At 54.8% G+C, this 17,656-nt stretch carries 14 protein-coding genes; all 14 read left to right on the top strand.

The features are described from left to right. The first annotated feature begins 33 nt into the window (after nt 1–33). The 14 genes from mraZ to ftsA all read left to right on the top strand — a co-directional run bounded on the left by mraZ (nt 34) and on the right by ftsA (nt 17,628). On the top strand, nt 34–465 hold the full coding sequence (mraZ, locus tag CCB157_RS03190) for a division/cell wall cluster transcriptional repressor MraZ (protein ID WP_077614481.1): 432 nt from the start codon (nt 34–36) through the stop codon (nt 463–465). A gap of 20 nt (nt 466–485) precedes the next feature. Beyond that, nucleotides 486–1,433, top strand: coding sequence for a 16S rRNA (cytosine(1402)-N(4))-methyltransferase RsmH (rsmH, locus tag CCB157_RS03195; RefSeq protein WP_077614482.1), 948 nt, complete (start codon nt 486–488; stop codon nt 1,431–1,433). A gap of 1 nt (nt 1,434) precedes the next feature. Further along, entirely contained in the window at nt 1,435–1,788 is a 354-nt protein-coding gene (gene ftsL / locus CCB157_RS03200; protein WP_158077186.1) for a cell division protein FtsL, read from the top strand. A 14-nt stretch (nt 1,789–1,802) separates the two neighbouring features. Further along, on the top strand, nt 1,803–3,956 hold the full coding sequence (locus tag CCB157_RS03205) for a penicillin-binding protein (RefSeq protein WP_077614484.1): 2,154 nt from the start codon (nt 1,803–1,805) through the stop codon (nt 3,954–3,956). Between the two features lie 274 nt (nt 3,957–4,230). Next, a complete protein-coding gene (locus CCB157_RS03210; RefSeq protein ID WP_077614485.1) occupies nt 4,231–6,165 on the top strand; it encodes a stage V sporulation protein D in 1,935 nt (644 codons plus the stop codon). Between the two features lie 100 nt (nt 6,166–6,265). Beyond that, nucleotides 6,266–7,750, top strand: a complete 1,485-nt coding sequence (locus CCB157_RS03215; protein WP_077614486.1) for a UDP-N-acetylmuramoyl-L-alanyl-D-glutamate--2,6-diaminopimelate ligase — start codon at nt 6,266–6,268, stop codon at nt 7,748–7,750. Continuing rightward, nucleotides 7,731–9,107, top strand: a complete 1,377-nt coding sequence (locus CCB157_RS03220) for a UDP-N-acetylmuramoyl-tripeptide--D-alanyl-D-alanine ligase (RefSeq protein WP_077614487.1) — start codon at nt 7,731–7,733, stop codon at nt 9,105–9,107. Before CCB157_RS03215 ends, CCB157_RS03220 begins: the two co-directional genes overlap by 20 nt. Beyond that, a complete protein-coding gene (mraY, locus tag CCB157_RS03225; RefSeq protein ID WP_077614488.1) occupies nt 9,104–10,078 on the top strand; it encodes a phospho-N-acetylmuramoyl-pentapeptide-transferase in 975 nt (324 codons plus the stop codon). Before CCB157_RS03220 ends, mraY begins: the two co-directional genes overlap by 4 nt. Nucleotides 10,079–10,111: 33 nt before the next feature. Then, entirely contained in the window at nt 10,112–11,464 is a 1,353-nt protein-coding gene (gene murD, locus CCB157_RS03230) for a UDP-N-acetylmuramoyl-L-alanine--D-glutamate ligase (protein ID WP_077614489.1), read from the top strand. Nucleotides 11,465–11,496: 32 nt separating this feature from the next. Next, nucleotides 11,497–12,597, top strand: a complete 1,101-nt coding sequence (gene spoVE / locus CCB157_RS03235; RefSeq protein WP_077614490.1) for a stage V sporulation protein E — start codon at nt 11,497–11,499, stop codon at nt 12,595–12,597. Between the two features lie 291 nt (nt 12,598–12,888). After that, a complete protein-coding gene (gene murG / locus CCB157_RS03245; protein ID WP_077614492.1) occupies nt 12,889–13,995 on the top strand; it encodes an undecaprenyldiphospho-muramoylpentapeptide beta-N-acetylglucosaminyltransferase in 1,107 nt (368 codons plus the stop codon). A gap of 52 nt (nt 13,996–14,047) precedes the next feature. Then, nucleotides 14,048–14,962 (top strand): UDP-N-acetylmuramate dehydrogenase, encoded by a 915-nt coding sequence (murB, locus tag CCB157_RS03250; protein WP_077614493.1) that lies wholly within the window; start codon nt 14,048–14,050, stop codon nt 14,960–14,962. Between the two features lie 108 nt (nt 14,963–15,070). Beyond that, nucleotides 15,071–15,850: a cell division protein FtsQ/DivIB gene (locus CCB157_RS03255; protein WP_077614494.1), complete on the top strand. Its 780-nt coding sequence runs from the start codon at nt 15,071–15,073 to the stop codon at nt 15,848–15,850. Nucleotides 15,851–16,341: 491 nt separating this feature from the next. Continuing rightward, complete coding sequence (gene ftsA / locus CCB157_RS03260) at nt 16,342–17,628, top strand: cell division protein FtsA (protein WP_077614495.1); 1,287 nt, start codon at nt 16,342–16,344, stop codon at nt 17,626–17,628. Nucleotides 17,629–17,656 lie beyond the last annotated feature (28 nt).

Here is a 17,656-nt window from a genome sequence, read left to right on the forward strand (position 1 = left end):
GGTAAAGTAGGGTTAGAAAGAGGGGCACGGGCCATGTTCATGGGGGAATACCAACATACCATCGATGAAAAAGGAAGGATCATCATTCCTTCGAAATTTCGCGAGGAACTCGGTCAAACCTTCGTTTTGACGCGGGGGTTGGATCAGTGTGTGTTCGGTTACCCCATGGATGAATGGAAGCAATTGGAACAAAAACTTAAAGCCCTCCCCTTCACCAAGAAAGATGCGCGCGCCTTTACCCGTTTTTTCTTTTCGGGTGCATCGGAATCGCAACTGGACAAGCAAGGGCGCGTGAACATCTCCCCCCCTCTGCGGGAATACGCCAAATTAGAAAAAGAATGCGTCATCATCGGCGTGTCGAATCGAATCGAGATTTGGAACAAATCGATTTGGGAAAGCTATTACGAGGCTTCGGAAGCATCGTTTGGTGAAATCGCCGAAAGCCTGCTCGACTTTGACCTCTAATCGGAAAGGTTTTTACGGCTATGTTTGAACATGAAAGCGTCCTGAAAAACGAGGCGATCGAGGCTTTAAACATCAAACCCGACGGGGTTTACGTCGATTGCACGCTTGGAGGCGGCGGGCACAGCGAGGCGATCTTGGAACGCCTGACAACCGGCAGGCTTTACGCTTTCGATCAGGATCCGGAAGCGCGCCGGGCGGCCGCCGAACGCCTCAAGCCTTTTCAAGAACGTCTCACCATCATTCCCCGAAACTTCCGCCATTTACGCGAGGAGTTGAACGCGCGCGGCGTCGACCGCGTCGACGGCGTCTTGTACGATTTGGGGGTTTCCTCTCCCCAATTTGATCGGTCGGAGCGCGGATTCAGCTACCGCTTCGACGGCCCCCTTGATATGCGGATGAATCCCGATGCTCCGTTGACGGCGGCCGACATCGTCAATGAATGGCCGTATGAAAAGCTTGTCAGCATTTTTTTTAAATACGGAGAAGAAAGGTTCTCAAAAGCGATCGCGCGAAAAATCGAAGCGGTGCGCGCGAAAGAACGGATCGCGTCGACGGGGGCGCTCGTCGAAATCATCAAGGATGCGATCCCGCACGCCGCCCGCCGCAAAGGCGGACATCCCGCCAAGCGGGTTTTTCAAGCGTTGCGCATTGCCGTCAATGATGAATTGACCGCCTTTGAAGAATCGTTGGAACAGGCGATCGCCATGGCGAGCGCCGGCGGCCGCATCGTCGCCATCACGTTTCATTCCCTTGAAGACAGGATTTGCAAACAGATTTTCAATAAATACAGCAAAGGTCCGGATATTCCGCCGGGGATGCCCGCGCCGCCGGATTTTCATCCGGTATTGCGCCTCGTAAATAAAAAACCGATTTTGCCGACGGAAGAAGAATTAAAGAGAAATCACAGAGCCCATTCGGCAAAGCTGAGGGCCGCCGAGAAATTGAGAACGAATGAGGAGGAACGATGAGATGAGCCAAGTCGCGCGCCAAATGGCAGTCCATGAAGCCATAGAAAGACGTTCGCACGCCCGGATCCCGAGCACGTTCCCGAAAAAGCGCATAACGAAAGGGGAAAAATTGTTATGGTCGCTCGCGCTCGTCGTCGTCATGGCGCTGAGCCTCGCGATCATCTCAATGCAGGCGCGGATTTATATCGCCAACCGCGCGATCAACGACGCGGAGGCGAAGATTGAAAAAGCGACGGAAGAAAACCAACGGCTCACCGTTGAAAAAACGAAGCTTTCCGATCCGAAACGCCTCATGGAATACGCGAAAAAACACGGTTACTCTTTAAACATCAACAACGTCAAAGTCATTAAATAAGGCGTGGAGGACCCATGTTTCCGCGGAAAAATAAAACGATCAATCGCTGGGCGGCCTTTTTGGCCCTTTGTTTTATGCTCGTCTTCGCGACCATTTTCGGTCGTTTCGTCTTTCTCGCCGAAGCGAAGGAAGTCGACGGCCACGATTTAGTCAAAATCGGAAAAAATAACTGGACGCAAGTCAAAGTCGTCGACGCCGAACGCGGCAAAATTTTAAGCCGCAACGGCGATGTGCTCGCCCGCGATGTGCCCGCCTACGATCTTTACGCCGTTTTGAGCCACAAAGCGCCGTCCTATGTCAAAGACAAAGAAAAAACCGCCCGTGAACTTGCGCCCATCTTGAAAATGAAAGAAACGGACATCTTGAAAATCTTAAATAAACCTCTGTATCAGGTCGAATTCGGCGTGCACGGGCAAAAGCTGGACGCGGACACGATGGAAAGGATCAAAAACCTTCACCTTCCGGGGATCGGATTCATCCGCGACTCCAAGCGCTATTATCCGAACGGCACATTTGCCTCATACGTCATCGGATTCACCAATCATTTGGATGATGCGGACAAAGAAGTCGGCGTCCTGGGCATCGAAAAATCTTTAAACAGCTACCTCACCGAACAGGACGGCTTGATCAAATTTTACAGCGATCGCAACGGCGATATTTTGCCCGATGGCGTGAAAGATTTAAAAAAACCGAAGAACGGCGATGACGTCTACTTGACGATCGACCGACGCATCCAGACCGTCTTGGAAGACGCGATGGATCGCGTCTACGAGAAGTATGACCCGAAGCGGATGATCGCGATTGTTTGCGATCCGAAAACCGGGGCGATCTTGGCGATGTCGGACCGGCCGACGTTCGATCCGAACGAGCGGAATATCCAGGGTTACACCAACGACGCGATTTCCACGCCCTATGAGCCGGGTTCCGTCATGAAAACCTTCACGCTGGCCGCCGCCATAAATGAAGGGGTTTGGCCGGGCACCCAAACCTTCAAATCCGGGGCGTACGAGGTGAAGGACGGTCGGTCCACTGTAGCGACGATTCACGACTGGATCCGCAATTGGGGGACGATTACTTTTAATGACGGGTTCATCCGTTCCTCCAATGTCGCTTTTTCCATCGTCGAGGATAAATATTTAGGCCCGGACCGCTTTTACAAATACTTGGAACGCTTCGGCTTTACCAAAAAAACGGGTATCGATTTGCCGAAAGAAGCGGATAGCCGCATTAATTTCAAATGGCATACGGACCAAGTGATGAACAGCTTCGGCCAAGCTTCCGCCTTTACCGCCATCCAGATCGTGCAGGCGGCCACCGCGATCGCCAACGACGGAAAAATGATGCGCCCGTACATCATTCAAAAAGTCGTCGACCCCAATTCGGGCAAGACGGTGCTCGCCCATAAGCCCGCGGTGGCAGGGCGGCCGATTACGAAAGAGACCGCCGAAAAAGTGCGCGAATTGATGCGTAAAGTCGTCACCGACAAAAACGGCACGGGCACCCGTTACAATCTGAAAGGTTACGATGTGATCGGAAAAACCGGTACCGCGCAAATTTCGATGAACGGCCAGTACCTGACGGGCGAAGACAATTATATTTTTTCTTTCTTGGGCATGGCGCCCAAAAACGATCCAAAGCTGGTCGTCTACATCGCGATCGACCGCCCGCACCTCAAACCGCTGCAAGCGGGCTCCGAACCGGTGTCCGAAGTGTTCAATCCGGTCATGCAAAACGCCCTGCAATATTTGAAGGTGGAGCCGACGCAGACGGACGCGACCGATCACGCAGCTCAAAAAGCCGTCCGGATTGACGATTGGACGGGTAAACCGGTCGATGAGGCGGTCAAGGCGCTCGCCGGACAAGGCCTCCATCCCGTCGCCATCGGCAACGGCACGGTCCGAGCGCAATTGCCGCAGCCCGGCGTTTCCGTGTTGCCGAACACGAAAATTTTACTGTTGGGCACAGGGGAAGAGCGGATGCCGGACATTACGGGCTGGTCGCTCTCAGAGGTGCTGCAACTTTCGCGGCTCACGGAGATGGAGACGGCCGTCACGGGCGATGGTTATGTCGTCAGCCAAAAACCGGCCAAAGGCGCCGCGATCGGGAGCGGCCAAGTGCTCGATGTTAAACTGAAACGGCCTTCAGGAGCCGCGGCAAAGGATGAATGAAGCGCTTTTTAAAGTCCAGCTTATAAGGTATATAAGGACGGCGGATCGCCCGCCGTCTTTTTATTTGACCAAAGGCTGACGCGCCTTTGCCGTTTCCGTTTCGGCTGAATCCGTTTGATCGGCAACCGGGCGGATGGTCTTTTTCCCCGCTTTCATGCCTCAACTCGTTTAATCCCAACCTCCCGTTCGATCTCTCGAACCGGCGACCTGGTCTACCTTGTCCGCACGGGGCATATAGTGTGATACAAGCATACCCAGTTTGGAGGGGCACGATGTGCGTGTATCCGCTGTCACCGTGAGAAGGCGCTTGATCTTTATCCTCATCGCCGGCATGCTCATTTTCGGCATATTCACCGCCCGTCTCGCCTACGTGCAATTTTACATGAATGGCTGGCTCACCCGGCAGGCTCTCGATTCGTGGAGCCGGCAAATCCCCTATGAAGCCGAGCGGGGCGATATCTTGGACCGGAACGGGGAAGTGTTGGCGACCAACGTGAGCCGGCCTTCCGTATTGGTTGTGCCGAAACAAGTCCGGGATCCTGTGAAAACCGCGGAAAAATTGGCCCGCGTTCTCAATGCTAGTAAAGAACATATTTACCAATTGATCACCAAAAAAGCCTCGACGGTTTACATCAAGCCGGAAGGCCGGAAAATCTCCAATGAAAAAGCGGCGGAAGTCCGCTCGCTGCATTTGCCGGGCGTCTTCATAGCCGAAGACTTTAAACGGCATTATCCGTACGGGCGGTTTCTTTCCCACGTCCTTGGCTTTGCCGGCGTCGACAACCAAGGCCTGATCGGCCTCGAATCCTATTATGACGACCTTTTGAAAGGCGTCCGCGGCCACGTCGACTTTTATTCCGACGCCCAAGGCAATCGCATGTCGTCGCTGAAAGACAAATATGTGCCGCCGAAAGACGGTTTGGATTTGGTGCTCACCATCGATCATCGCGTGCAAACGATCATCGAACGGGAACTTGACCAGACGGAACAGAAATACCACCCCGACAATGCGATTGCGATTGCCATGAACCCCAATACCGGAGAAATCCTGGGAATATCAACCCGACCCGACTTCAATCCGGAAAACTATCAAAACGTGGCGCCGGAGATTTATAACCATAACCTCCCGATCTGGCGCACCTATGAACCGGGCTCGACGTTTAAAGTGATCACTCTGGCCGCCGCCCTTCAGGAACATCTCGTCGATTTACAGCATGATTCGTTCTATGATCCCGGTTACATCACCGTTGCCGGCACCGACCTCCACTGTTGGAAGCGGGGCGGCCACGGCTCGGAAACGTTCTTGGAGGTTGTCGAGAATTCGTGTAACCCCGGCTTTGTTGAATTGGGGCAGCGGCTCGGCAAAGACCGCTTGTTCTCCTACATTCATAAGTTCGGATTTGGCGCGAAAACCGGCATCGATCTGGAAGGGGAATCGACGGGCATTTTGTTCAAGGAAGATAAGATCGGGCCGCTTGAGGCGGCGACGACCGCCTTCGGCCAAGGGGTTTCCGTCACCCCCATCCAGCAAATCGCGGCGGTTGCCGCGGCGATCAACGGCGGTTATCTTTATACGCCGTATCTGGCGAAGGAATGGGTCGATCCGGAGACGGGAGAAGTCGTGAGCCGCAACGCGCCGCAACTTCGCCGGCGCGTCATCTCCGAAGAAACGTCGAAAAAAGTCCGATATGCTTTGGAAAGCGTTGTGGCCAACGGCACGGGCCGCAATGCCTTCGTCGAGGGCTATCGCATCGGCGGCAAGACCGGGACGGCGCAAAAAGTATCTGGCGGACGTTATCTGGAAAATAACTACATTTTATCGTTCATGGGATTCGCGCCCGCCGACGACCCGCAGATCATCGTCTACGTCGCGGTGGACAATCCGAAAGGCACCGTCCAATTCGGGGGAACCGTTGCCGCGCCGCTGGCCGGAAAAATCATCAGCGACAGCCTGCAAGCCCTCGGCGTGAAGAAACGGACCGGCGGGATGGAGAAAGAATACCGCTGGGGTGATGAAAAGATGATCGAAGTGCCCGATTTGGTCGGCGAGGATAAACAAACCATCAGCGAAGAATATTATGATTTGAAAATCGAAGCGGAGGGCACCGGCGATACGGTCATCCGGCAACAGCCGCAAGCCGGCGTGAAACTGAAGGCCGGATCAAAAATAAGAGTATACTTAGGTGACAAAAACGACGCCGGCGATTAAAATAGTGATGGAGTCTTTGTTCCCGCGCTCGCGCGGGATTGATTTTTGCAGGGTGAATGAAGATAGATCCGCACCCGAAAGCAAAAGGATGTGCACGAATATGAAACTCAGTCGTCTGATAGAGGGACTCCCGGTGAAAGACGTTTTGTCGCCCGGCGATCCGGAAGTGACGTCCGTCACGATGGATTCGCGCCAGGTGCAGGGAGATGCCCTTTTTATTTGTGTTAAAGGCGAAGCCAATGACGGGCACCGCTTTGCGGCGGATGCCGTGAAAAAAGGAGCGAAAGCCGTCGTCGCCGAGCGCCCGCTCGACGTCGATGTTCCTGTGGTTCTCGTCAGCGATGCGCGCCGCGCCCTCGCTGTCTTGGCCGATCGTTTTTACGGGCATCCGACCCATCAGCTTTCACTCATCGGGGTGACGGGCACCAACGGGAAAACGACCGTCACCCGGCTCATCCAACAAATCCAGGAAATGAACGGCTTGCCGACGGGACGCATTGGAACGCTCGGCATCCAATTCAAGGATTATGAAGAAGCGGCCGCAAATACGACGCCGGATGCCGTGACCTTGCAGCGCGCTTTTAAAACAATGGTGGAGCGGGGCGCGCGGTCGGCCGTCATGGAAGTTTCTTCGCACGCCCTCGTCCAGGGCCGCGTCCGTGGCTGTGACTACAACATCGCGGTGTTTACCAATTTGACGCAAGACCATCTTGATTATCATCAAACGATGGAACGGTATTTGCACGCCAAATCCCTTCTTTTTTCACAGCTCGGCAATACATATGATCGCGATCGCTTGAAGGCGGCTGTGCTGAACGCCGATGACGACGCTTCGGCGCAGCTCGCCCAGATGACCGCCGCGCCCGTTTGGACGTACGGCATCGAACGTGATGCCGATTTCATGGCCGAGAACATTCGCGTGACCGCGGGAAAAACGTCCTTTGATTTCATCACGCCCAAAGGCACGTATCCCGTCGAAATGAAGCTGGTCGGCAAATTTAATGTTTATAACGCGCTCGCCGCCGCGCTCGCTTGCTATATCAACGGGGTGGCGCTTGAAGACGTCGTCCGTTCGATCGGACGGCTGGAAGGCGTCAGCGGCCGACTGGAAACGGTCGACGCCGGGCAGAATTTTGCCGTCATCGTCGACTACTCCCACACTCCGGACAGTTTGAAAAACGCCTTGACGACCATTCGAGAATTCGCGAAAAAGCGGGTCATTACGGTCATCGGCTGCGGCGGTGACCGCGATCGCACGAAGCGCCCGCTGATGGCGCGCGTCGCCGTGGAGCACAGCGACGTCGCGATTTTTACGTCCGACAATCCCCGCACGGAAGACCCCATGCGCATCCTCCGCGATATGGAAGCCGGGGTGCCGGCGGGTTCCTACGAAACCATCGTGGACCGCAGGGAAGCGATCTTCCGCGCCATCGCTTTGGCGGAGCAGGATGACGTCGTCCTCCTTGCGGGCAAAGGGCATGAAACCTACATGATCATCGGCCGCGAAGTCATCCATTTCGATGACCGGCTCGTCGCCCGCGAAGCGATTAAGGAGCGTTTGCAGCATGAACGTAGACAAGGGTGATTTAATCGAAATCTCATGCGGCTGTCGCGGCAATATCGACGCCCTGCCTGAACGGCTCGGCGTCTTTACCGACAGCCGCCGTCCGATCAAGGCCGGACTGTTTATCCAGATTGTGGGCGAACGGTTTGACGGCCACGATTTTTTGCTTGAAACCATCAAAAACGGCGCTTCGGCCGCCTTATGGCAAGCCGACCGTCCCATACCGGAGGCGGTGCCGGCCGATTTTCCGCTTTTTTTGGTCGACGACACTTTAAAAGCCTTGCAGGCGTTGGCTACCTTGCGCCGCCGCAAGATCAACCCTGTGGTCGTCGCCGTGACCGGTTCCAACGGAAAAACGACGACCAAAGACATCATTGCCCGCGTCGTCGGGACGGCTTATCGAACGCACCGGACACGCGGCAATTTGAACAATCATATCGGCGTGCCGCTGACGCTGCTCGCGATGCCGGATGATTGCGAAGTCTGCGTTGTGGAAATGGGCATGAACCATTTCGGAGAAATCGCGACATTGAGCAAAATTGCCGAACCGGACGTGGCGGTGATCACCAACATCGGTGAATCGCACATCGAATTTTTGGGGAGCCGCGCCGGCATCGCCCGCGCGAAGATGGAGATTACCGAGGGCATGACAAAAGAAGGGGCGCTGATCATCGACGGCGACGAACCGTTGCTCACCCCGGCCCGCGGGTACAGCGGCACGTTGGTGCGCTGTGGCTTCGGTCCGGACAATGATTATCGCATCGAAAATCTCGAATTGTCGGTAAGCGGCGCGGCGTTCCGCGTGAACGGCGCGGCCTACGAGATTTCGCTCATCGGCCGGCACAACGTCAAAAATGCGGTTTATGCCATCGCCGTCGCCGAGCGGTTGAAGATCAATCAAAAACGAATTACCGAAGCCTTAAGCGATTTGCGCATCACCGGGATGCGTCTGGAAAGGCTACCGGGCCCGAACGGGTCGTTGCTCATCAATGACGCATACAATGCCAGCCCGACGTCCATGAAAGCGGCGCTGGAAACGCTGGCCGATTTACCGGGTTACCCTCATAAAGTCGCGGTTCTCGGCGATATGTATGAACTCGGAAAGGATGAACGTGAACTGCACGCGAAAGTCGCCGAGGCGTTGACGGATGACATCACGACGCTCGTCACGATCGGCCCGAAAGCGGCGTGGATCGCCGAACGCGCGGAAACCCTCCGCCCCGGGCTTGTGGTCAAGCGTTTCGCGACGAAAGAAGAGGCGCTTCCCCACCTCGTCGCGCTTGCGACGGACCGCACCGCCATGCTTTTTAAAGCCTCGCGTCTGGCCGGACTTGAAACACTCGTCCAAGCGATGACAGAAGGAGGACAGACGACATGACGACGATCTTATTGACGGCCATGCTCACCGCTTTTTTTGTGGCCGTCGTATTGGCACCGATTTTTATACCGATATTGCGCGCGCTGAAGTTCGGCCAATACATCCGCGAAGAAGGGCCGAAGAGCCATCAAAAGAAAGCGGGCACGCCGACGATGGGCGGCGTCGTCATCGTTTTCGCCCTCGCCATCGGCGTGCTCTTCACCGCGGTCCGTTACGGGGTTTTAACCGGCGACATCTGGTTATTATTACTCGTGACGATCGGATTCGGCGCCGTCGGTTTTCTCGACGACTTCATCAAGATCGTCATGAAACGCAATTTGGGCTTGACGTCGAAACAGAAGCTTATCGGACAAATTCTCGTGGCCATCATTTTTTATCTTTTACTTGTGCATAATGGTTTTTCGACCCGCGTCGACGTGCCGTTTACGCCGTGGTCTTTCCATCTTTCGTGGGCGTACTTTTTCCTCGCCGTCGTCATGCTGCTCGGCAGCTCGAACGGCACGAATTTAACCGACGGTTTGGACGGGTTGTTGTCGGGAACCGCGGCGATCGCGTTCGGCGCGTTTGCGATCATCGCTTACCGGGAAGCAATGATGGACGTGGCGATTTTTTCCGTTGCCGTCTGCGGCGCTTTGCTCGGCTTTTTAGTCTTTAACGCCCACCCGGCCAAAGTGTTCATGGGGGACACGGGATCGCTCGCGCTCGGCGGGGCGCTCGCCGCCGTCGCGATGATGACCAAATCGGAACTTTATCTGATCATCATCGGAGGGATTTTCGTCATCGAAACGCTCTCCGTCATGATCCAAGTCGCGTATTTTAAGGCGACCGGGGGACGGCGCTTCTTTAAGATGAGCCCGCTGCACAACCATTACGTCCTCTCCGGCTGGAATGAATGGCGCATCGTGTCGACGTTCTGGTTCGTCGGGTTTCTCTTCGCCGCGCTCGGCATTTATATCAAGTTTGGATTGTAACGAACTGTTTTTAAGACTCGAGGTGTCTCCGGCATGAAGGAAATTCCTTATTATAAAGACAAACAAGTGCTCGTCCTCGGCATGGCGAAGAGCGGTTATTCGGCGGCGAAGCTCCTCGTCCATCTCGGCGCCCGCGTCGTCGTAAACGATCGCGCCGATCTTGAGGGGGATCCGCGGGCGAGAGAGCTCGCCGCCCTCGGCGTGAAGGTCGTCGGCGGCGGCCATCCGTCCGATTTGGTGACGGAAGAAACGGACGTCATAATTAAAAATCCGGGCATTCCTTACACGAATCCGCTCGTCGAAAAAGCGGAGCGGTTGGGCATCCCCGTGATCACGGAAGTGGAATTGGCCGCGCAAGTATCGGAGGCGCCGTTTGTCGGCATCACCGGATCGAACGGCAAAACGACGACGACGGCGTTGATCGGCGAAATGCTGAAAGGCGGTCCCGCCCGGCCGATCGTCGCCGGCAACATCGGGACGGCGCTCAGCGAAGTCGCCCAAAGCGCGACAGCGGAAGACGTGATCGTCGCCGAGCTCTCCAGTTTCCAACTGCTCGGAACCCGGACGTTCCGCCCGCGCACGGCCGTTTTTCTGAATTTGTTCGAGGCGCATTTGGATTACCATGGTTCCATGGAAGCCTACGCCCAAGCGAAGGCGATGATCACGAAAAATCAAACGCCTGCGGACGTGCTTGTCTATAACGCGGACGATCCGCTTGTCAAGAAATGGACGGCGAACACCCGGGCGCAAAAAGTCCCCTTTTCATTGAAAGAACAAGTCGACGGCGCTTATCTTTCCGACGGCGTTTTATATTTTAGAGGCGAAGCGATCATCCGCCGTGACCGCCTCGGCATGCCGAACGTCGACCATAATGTCGCCAATGCGCTGGCCGCCGTTGCGGTCGCGAAAGTCCATGGCGTGGCGACCGACTTTATCCGCCGCGTCTTAGAGGATTTTAAGGGGATGAAGCACCGCCTGCAATACGTCACGACCATCAACGGCCGGGCGTTTTACAATGATTCCAAGGCGACGAACGTATTGGCGACATCCAAGGCCCTTAACGCTTTCCATCAGCCGATCATTTTGCTCGCCGGCGGCCTCGATCGCGGCAATGATTTTGACGGCTTGATTCCGGGGCTTTCCAGGGTGAAAGCGGTCATCGCTTTCGGCCAGACGAAAGAAAAGATTGCGGGTACGGCGGAAAAAGCCGGTGTGAAACGCGTCCGATTGGTCGATAATATGGCGGAGGCGGTGACAGCCGCTTACGGCCTGTCCGAACCGGGCGACGTCATTTTGTTGTCGCCGGCGTGTGCGAGCTGGGATCAGTACCGTTCGTACGAAGAGCGGGGAGACATGTTTATCAAATCGGTGCATACGCTTAAGTAGACAGGTCATTCTCTCGATCCGAGGTGGAGACTATGCCGAAGGCGAAAGCGGCACCGGACTTTTTACTGATCGCCGTCACTTTGACGCTGTTGGCCGTGGGCTTGATCATGGTTTACAGCGCAAGCGCCGTCTGGGCGTCTTATAAATTCGATGATGCTTTCTATTTCGCGAAACGTCAATTATTGTTCGCCGGCATGGGCATCCTCGCGATGTTCACCGTGATGAACATGAATTATTTGACGTGGCGCGCTTGGGCAAAGGTTCTGTTGGGCGTTTGTTTTTTGCTCTTGATCGTCGTTCTCATTCCGGGGATCGGCTTGAAGCGGGGCGGCGCGAGCAGCTGGCTGGGCGTCGGCGCGTTTTCCATTCAGCCTTCCGAATTCATGAAAATGGCGATGATCGTATTTTTGGCGAAATTTCTTTCCGAAAACCAGAAGCACATCACGACGGTGAAAAAAGGCATCCTCCCTTCCTTAGCCCTTGTGTTTTCGGCTTTCGCACTCATCTTGCTCCAACCCGATCTTGGCACGGGCACGGTGCTCGTCATCACTTGCCTCATGATGGTGTTTGTCGCCGGCGCCCGGATCAAGCATTTTGTTTTTCTCGGCGCGATGGGGCTGATCGGCTTCGTCGGTCTTGTGCTGTCCGCGCCATATCGCGTCGAACGGATTACGTCCTTTCTGGATCCATGGAAAGACCCGCTCGGAAGCGGCTTCCAAATCATCCAATCCCTCTATGCGATCGGGCCGGGCGGATTGTTCGGGTTTGGACTTGGACAAAGCCGGCAAAAGTTTCAATACCTTCCTGAACCGCAAACCGATTTCATTTTTTCTATCGTTTCGGAAGAGCTCGGATTCATCGGTGCGGTGTTTGTGCTCCTGCTTTTTTGTTTGCTGCTCTGGCGCGGCATCCGCATCGCCATCGGGGCGCCCGATCTTTACGGAAGTCTTCTCGCCGTCGGCATCGTCGGGATGATTGCCGTCCAAGTGATGATTAACATCGCGGTCGTCACCGGACTGCTGCCGGTCACGGGCATCACGTTGCCATTTTTGAGCTACGGGGGCTCTTCGCTGACGCTCATCCTCGTTTCCATCGGCGTATTGCTCAACATCAGCCGCTATTCCAAGTATTGAATGAAAACCCTGTTTTCGAGCAGGGTTTGTTTCTTACGGGGGCATGGAAATCCGGAAAAAATATGGATGCGGTGATCAAAAAATCCGCGGATGAAACCGAATAAATAATTGTACACATCATGACGGACCGCTGTCCGCGAACGGCGACGCTGTGCTTGTTGAAACCGAAAGCATGGCTGGGCTTCGGCATCGGCTTGAACGGGTGCAGGGGATCCGCGCCGTTGATGCCGCGGGACAAGCGGCCGCAGAATCCCGGGAGACGGCCTCCCGGCAGCGAATGGAGGTTCCTTTATGAACATCGTCGTATCCGGAGGCGGAACGGGAGGGCACATCTATCCCGCTCTGGCGCTCATACGTGAGATAAAAAAACACCAGCCCGATGCGCAATTTCTTTATATCGGGACGAATAACGGGTTGGAAAGGGAGATCGTGATGCGCGAGAACCTTCCTTTTCACCCGCTTTACATCACAGGTTTTCAGCGTAAAATTTCAATCAAAAACGTGCAAAAAAACGTGCAGACGGTCGCCAATTTCCTTCGCGCCGTTTCCAAATCGAAACGCCTGATGAAAAAGTTCATTCCCGATGTCGTCATCGGCACGGGCGGTTACGTCGCCGGCCCGGTGGTTTATGCCGCAAGCCGGCTCGGCATTCCGACGATCATTCATGAACAAAACAGCGTGCCCGGTTTGACGAACAAGTTTCTGAGCCGCCTCGTCGACAAAGTCGCCGTGTCGATGGAAGAGGCCCGAAGCTTTTTCCCGGAAGAAAAGGTCGTTTATACCGGCAATCCGCGCGCTTCGGAAGTCTTAAACGGGGACCCCGAAAAGGGAAGGGCTTCGACGGGACTCTCCAGGGATAAAAAGACCGTTTTAATTTTCGGCGGAAGCCGCGGGGCCCGTCCGATCAACGAAGCCGCCCTCGGCATGTTGAAGGCCGCGGACCGAAAATCCTATCAAATTTTATATGTGACCGGTGAGGTTCACTATAATAAAGTCATGGAAGAAGCGTCCGCGATGGGTTGCCCGCCTAATGTAAAGATTTGCCCCTTCATACATAACATGCCGGACGTCCTCGCCGCGGTTGACTTGGTCGTGGCGCGGGCGGGGGCGACGACGATCTCGGAGCTCACCGCTCTCGGCCTGCCGAGCGTCCTGATACCGAGCCCATATGTGACGAACAACCATCAAGAGAAAAACGCGCGGGTGCTGGAGGCGCGCGGAGCCGCCGTCGTGATTCCCGAATCCGAGCTGAACGCGGAACGGCTGCTCGCTGTTGTCGACGAGATTTTATCGGATGATCAAAAATATCTTGAAATGCGGCAGAATGCGAAACGCTTGGGCGTTCCCGACGCCGCGCAAAGGCTTTATGAAGAGGTCGTTTCATTGATCAAAGCGTAAAAATCGGTCATGGCCGATTGCATCGACCGAGGGTCATCGGAGGGAGCACGACATGGAACGGGTGTACCGACAGCTGTTAGAGGAAAAGGTCGGGAAGGTACGGCGAAATGAACCGTTGGCCAAGCATACGACGATCAAAATCGGAGGGCCGGCGCCCCTTTTTATCGAACCGGCCGATTTGTCCGGGCTGGTGACGGCGGTGAACATCCTGCGCGCCGCCCGTGTCCCTTGGCGTGCGATCGGGCGCGGCTCCAACCTCCTTGTCGATGACGCCGGGGTCGATGGCGCGGTGATCAAGATCGGCAAGGGCCTCAGTTATCTCTCCTTTGAGGATGACCGCTTGCGCATCGGGGCGGGTTACCCGCTCGTTCCTTTGGCGACCACCTTGAGCAGGAAAGGTTATGCCGGATTTGAATTTACCGGTGGGATTCCGGGCTCGGTCGGCGGCGCCGTTTATATGAACGCCGGCGCTCACGGATCGGAAACCAAAGATCTGCTTCTGGAAGCGCGCATTCTTTTCCCCGACGGCACGTTAAAATGGCTTACGAAAGAAGAGCTGGGGTTTGGGTATCGCACCTCCGCATTACAAAAACGGCAAGGCATTTGCGTGGAAGCCGTTTTTAAATTGGAAAAAGGCGATGCGGAAGCGATTTGGAACGACTTGCAAGCGTATAAAGAATATCGGCACCGCACCCAGCCTTATGATGAAAAATGCGCGGGCAGCATCTTTCGCAACCCTCTTCCCGATCACGCCGGCAAGCTGATCGAAGATCACGGTTTGAAAGGCTATGCGGTCGGGGGCGCGAAGATTTCTGAGCGGCACGGAAACTTTATCGTGAACGCCGGCGGGGCGACGGCGCAGGATGTGCTTGACCTCATCCGCTTCGTTCAAGAAAAGGTCAAGACCCGTTATGGTATCGATTTGCAAACCGAAGTTGAAATCCTACGAAAGTCCGGAGACGCTTAAGGGAATAAATGGTATAATGAACCAAACGCGTAAAAACCGGCGGCGGAATTCGAATCAAATTTATAGGGGCGGAAAAATCAAGCGCCTATTAACGGACGGGATTGAGTGATGACGGACAAGAAAGTCGTTCGCTTGGAAGATCGTATACCGAAATTGAAAGCGAGGCGCCGGCAAAAAGCGAACCGGCGGCTGATTTTTTACATTACGGTCTTTTTTGTTCTGATAACGGCCGTTATTTATCTTGTTTCCCCCGTGAGCAACGTGCGCAAGATCGTTGTCGACGGCAATCATTTGGTGGACGAGCGGCGCATCACGGCGGCGAGCGGGGTGACGACCAAGAGCAAGATTTGGGACGTTGACGAAACCCGCGCGGCAAAACGGATCGAAGATTTGCCGGAGGTTAAAAGCGCGGTCGTCCGCACCGCCTATCCGTCGACGGTCGCCATTCGCGTCAAAGAATACCGTCGCGTCGCCTATATGAAAGTCGGCGGCGCTTTTTATCCCGTCTTGGAAAACGGGCGGGTGCTCGCCGCCAAGGAAGACCGTCCCCAAACGAATGTACCGATCTTGAACGGTTTCCAACAAGGCAAAATGCTTGAAAGATTGTCGGGACAATTGGCGAAAACGCCGGCCGCCGTCGTCCGCGCGACGTCAGAAATTCTTCCTTCCGATGATCCGAAACACCCGGATTACGTCGTCATTTATATGAACAACGGTCAAGAAGTGCTGGCCGACATCGATACTTTAGCCAAAAAAATGGCGCTTTATCCGAGCATCGCCGAGGTATTGAAAGACGACAAAAAAGGAAAGGGCGTGATCGACCTGACCCTGGGCGCGTCATGGACGCCGTACCCCACGGAAAATAAGGGGGGAAGTCCGTCGCGTTGATGGCGCACGCCTCGCTCCCCGCTCGGAAGAATAGCTTGCCGTTTACCAAACGGTTCATGCGCCGCCTGTCCGGGGCATGAAAGCCATACCGCAAACCCCCTCGATTTTTATTGAGAATTCAGCTTTTCTAGTTCTTTATCTTGGTGTAGACTTATAAATGAAACGTGTCGGATCGGGTCGATCGCGATCGAGCGCGACCGTTGAAACCGACACCCAATCAAGCGATCATATAAAATAAAAAATAATAATGTCATAAAAAAATCTATGCAAGAAATCGATATAAAAAAGAGGGGATATGTCCCCTGATGTGGAATACCTTTTATATAATTTTTTAACGGCGTCATCGGTAAATCTATCAATTTAGCGACCGAGGGAAGCGGAGCAACCATGGGCGGAGGTCGTCATCGGCACCCGTCACCGTCGGACCCGTCCCTTTACGATTCGATGGCGAGAGAAAGAGAAGACGGCAGAGGCAAGGGAGGTGCCGGGGATTGAACAGTAAAGACATCTATGTGAGTTTGGACATCGGTACGTCCACGATTAAAGTTTTAATAGGAGAAATGACCGGTGAAACGCTGAACGTCATCGGTTTGGGAAAAGCGGAATCCAAAGGGATCAAAAAAGGATCGATCGTCGACATCGACGAAACCGTGCGTTCGATTCAGGCCGCGGTGGAACAGGCGGAGAGAATGGTCGATCTGAAGATACGCAGCGCGATCGTAGGGGTCAGCGGAAATCATATCCATTTGCAAGGATGCCACGGCGTCGTGGCGGTTTCAAGCGAGAACCGTGAAATCGGCGATGACGATATCGCCAGGGTGATCGATGCCGCACAGGTCATGCCGATTCCCCCCGAAAGAGAGATCATCGATGTCATTCCCCACCAGTTCATTGTTGACGGTTTGGACGAGATCAGCGATCCGCGCGGAATGGTCGGCGTTCGCCTGGAAATGGAAGGCCTGCTCATCACCGGTTCGAAAACCGTTTTACATAACCTGCTTCGGTGTGTGGAAAAAGCCGGACTTGAAGTGGCCGATATTTGCCTTTCGCCGCTGGCGATCGGTTCGGTCGCTCTCACCCGCGACGAGAAAAACATCGGCGTCGCCGTCGTGGACATCGGCGGCGGTTCGACAAATGTGGCGGTTTTTGATCAAGGCATGTTAATGTCTACCTTTGTCCTTCCTGTGGGCGGAAACCACATCACGAAAGATTTGTCCATCGGCTTGCGGACTCCGATGGAGGAAGCGGAGAAACTTAAAATCCGCCACGGCCATGCCTATTACGATTTGGCGTCCGTCGAAGAAAAAGTGCATGTGCCGAAGATCGGAGGCACGAGCGACGAACTTTTAAATCAACGGGATCTCGCTTATATTATTGAACCGCGGGTGGCCGAGATCTTTGAACTCGTCCGGGAAGAAATCCGACGCATCGGGTTTTATGATCTGCCGGGCGGATATATTCTGACCGGTGGGACCACCGCGATGCCGGGCATTTTGGAACTCGCCCAACAAGTGCTCGATCACAATGTACGCGTGGCGGTTCCCGACTACATCGGGGTCCGTGAACCTCAGTACACCGTCTCCGTGGGGTTGATCAAATTCGCCTATCACAACGTGAAAGTGCAAGGCAAGAAAGTGGCGCAGTCCGTCTCGGCGGGCGCGGGGGATTACTCGTCGAAAAGGTATTCGGCCAAACGCGCCTCGAGACCCGAAAAGAAAGAGAATAAACCGGGCGTATTCAGCCGAATGAAAAGCTTATACGAATCTTTCTTCGACTGATCCGGCGTGGGAATTACAAAATGGGAGG

The organism is Caenibacillus caldisaponilyticus (assembly GCF_002003465.1).
GTDB classification, from domain to species: domain Bacteria; phylum Bacillota; class Bacilli; order Bacillales; family Sporolactobacillaceae; genus Caenibacillus; species Caenibacillus caldisaponilyticus.

What these genes read in the sequence shown, in the direction of transcription:
- mraZ (WP_077614481.1), top strand. Translation starts at nt 34, where the DNA reads ATGTTCATGGGGGAATACCAACATACCATCGATGAAAAAGGAAGGATC.
- rsmH (WP_077614482.1), top strand. Translation starts at nt 486, where the DNA reads ATGTTTGAACATGAAAGCGTCCTGAAAAACGAGGCGATCGAGGCTTTA.
- ftsL (WP_158077186.1), top strand. Translation starts at nt 1,435, where the DNA reads ATGAGCCAAGTCGCGCGCCAAATGGCAGTCCATGAAGCCATAGAAAGA.
- CCB157_RS03205 (WP_077614484.1), top strand. Translation starts at nt 1,803, where the DNA reads ATGTTTCCGCGGAAAAATAAAACGATCAATCGCTGGGCGGCCTTTTTG.
- CCB157_RS03215 (WP_077614486.1), top strand. Translation starts at nt 6,266, where the DNA reads ATGAAACTCAGTCGTCTGATAGAGGGACTCCCGGTGAAAGACGTTTTG.
- CCB157_RS03220 (WP_077614487.1), top strand. Translation starts at nt 7,731, where the DNA reads ATGAACGTAGACAAGGGTGATTTAATCGAAATCTCATGCGGCTGTCGC.
- mraY (WP_077614488.1), top strand. Translation starts at nt 9,104, where the DNA reads ATGACGACGATCTTATTGACGGCCATGCTCACCGCTTTTTTTGTGGCC.
- murD (WP_077614489.1), top strand. Translation starts at nt 10,112, where the DNA reads ATGAAGGAAATTCCTTATTATAAAGACAAACAAGTGCTCGTCCTCGGC.
- spoVE (WP_077614490.1), top strand. Translation starts at nt 11,497, where the DNA reads ATGCCGAAGGCGAAAGCGGCACCGGACTTTTTACTGATCGCCGTCACT.
- murG (WP_077614492.1), top strand. Translation starts at nt 12,889, where the DNA reads ATGAACATCGTCGTATCCGGAGGCGGAACGGGAGGGCACATCTATCCC.
- murB (WP_077614493.1), top strand. Translation starts at nt 14,048, where the DNA reads ATGGAACGGGTGTACCGACAGCTGTTAGAGGAAAAGGTCGGGAAGGTA.
- CCB157_RS03255 (WP_077614494.1), top strand. Translation starts at nt 15,071, where the DNA reads ATGACGGACAAGAAAGTCGTTCGCTTGGAAGATCGTATACCGAAATTG.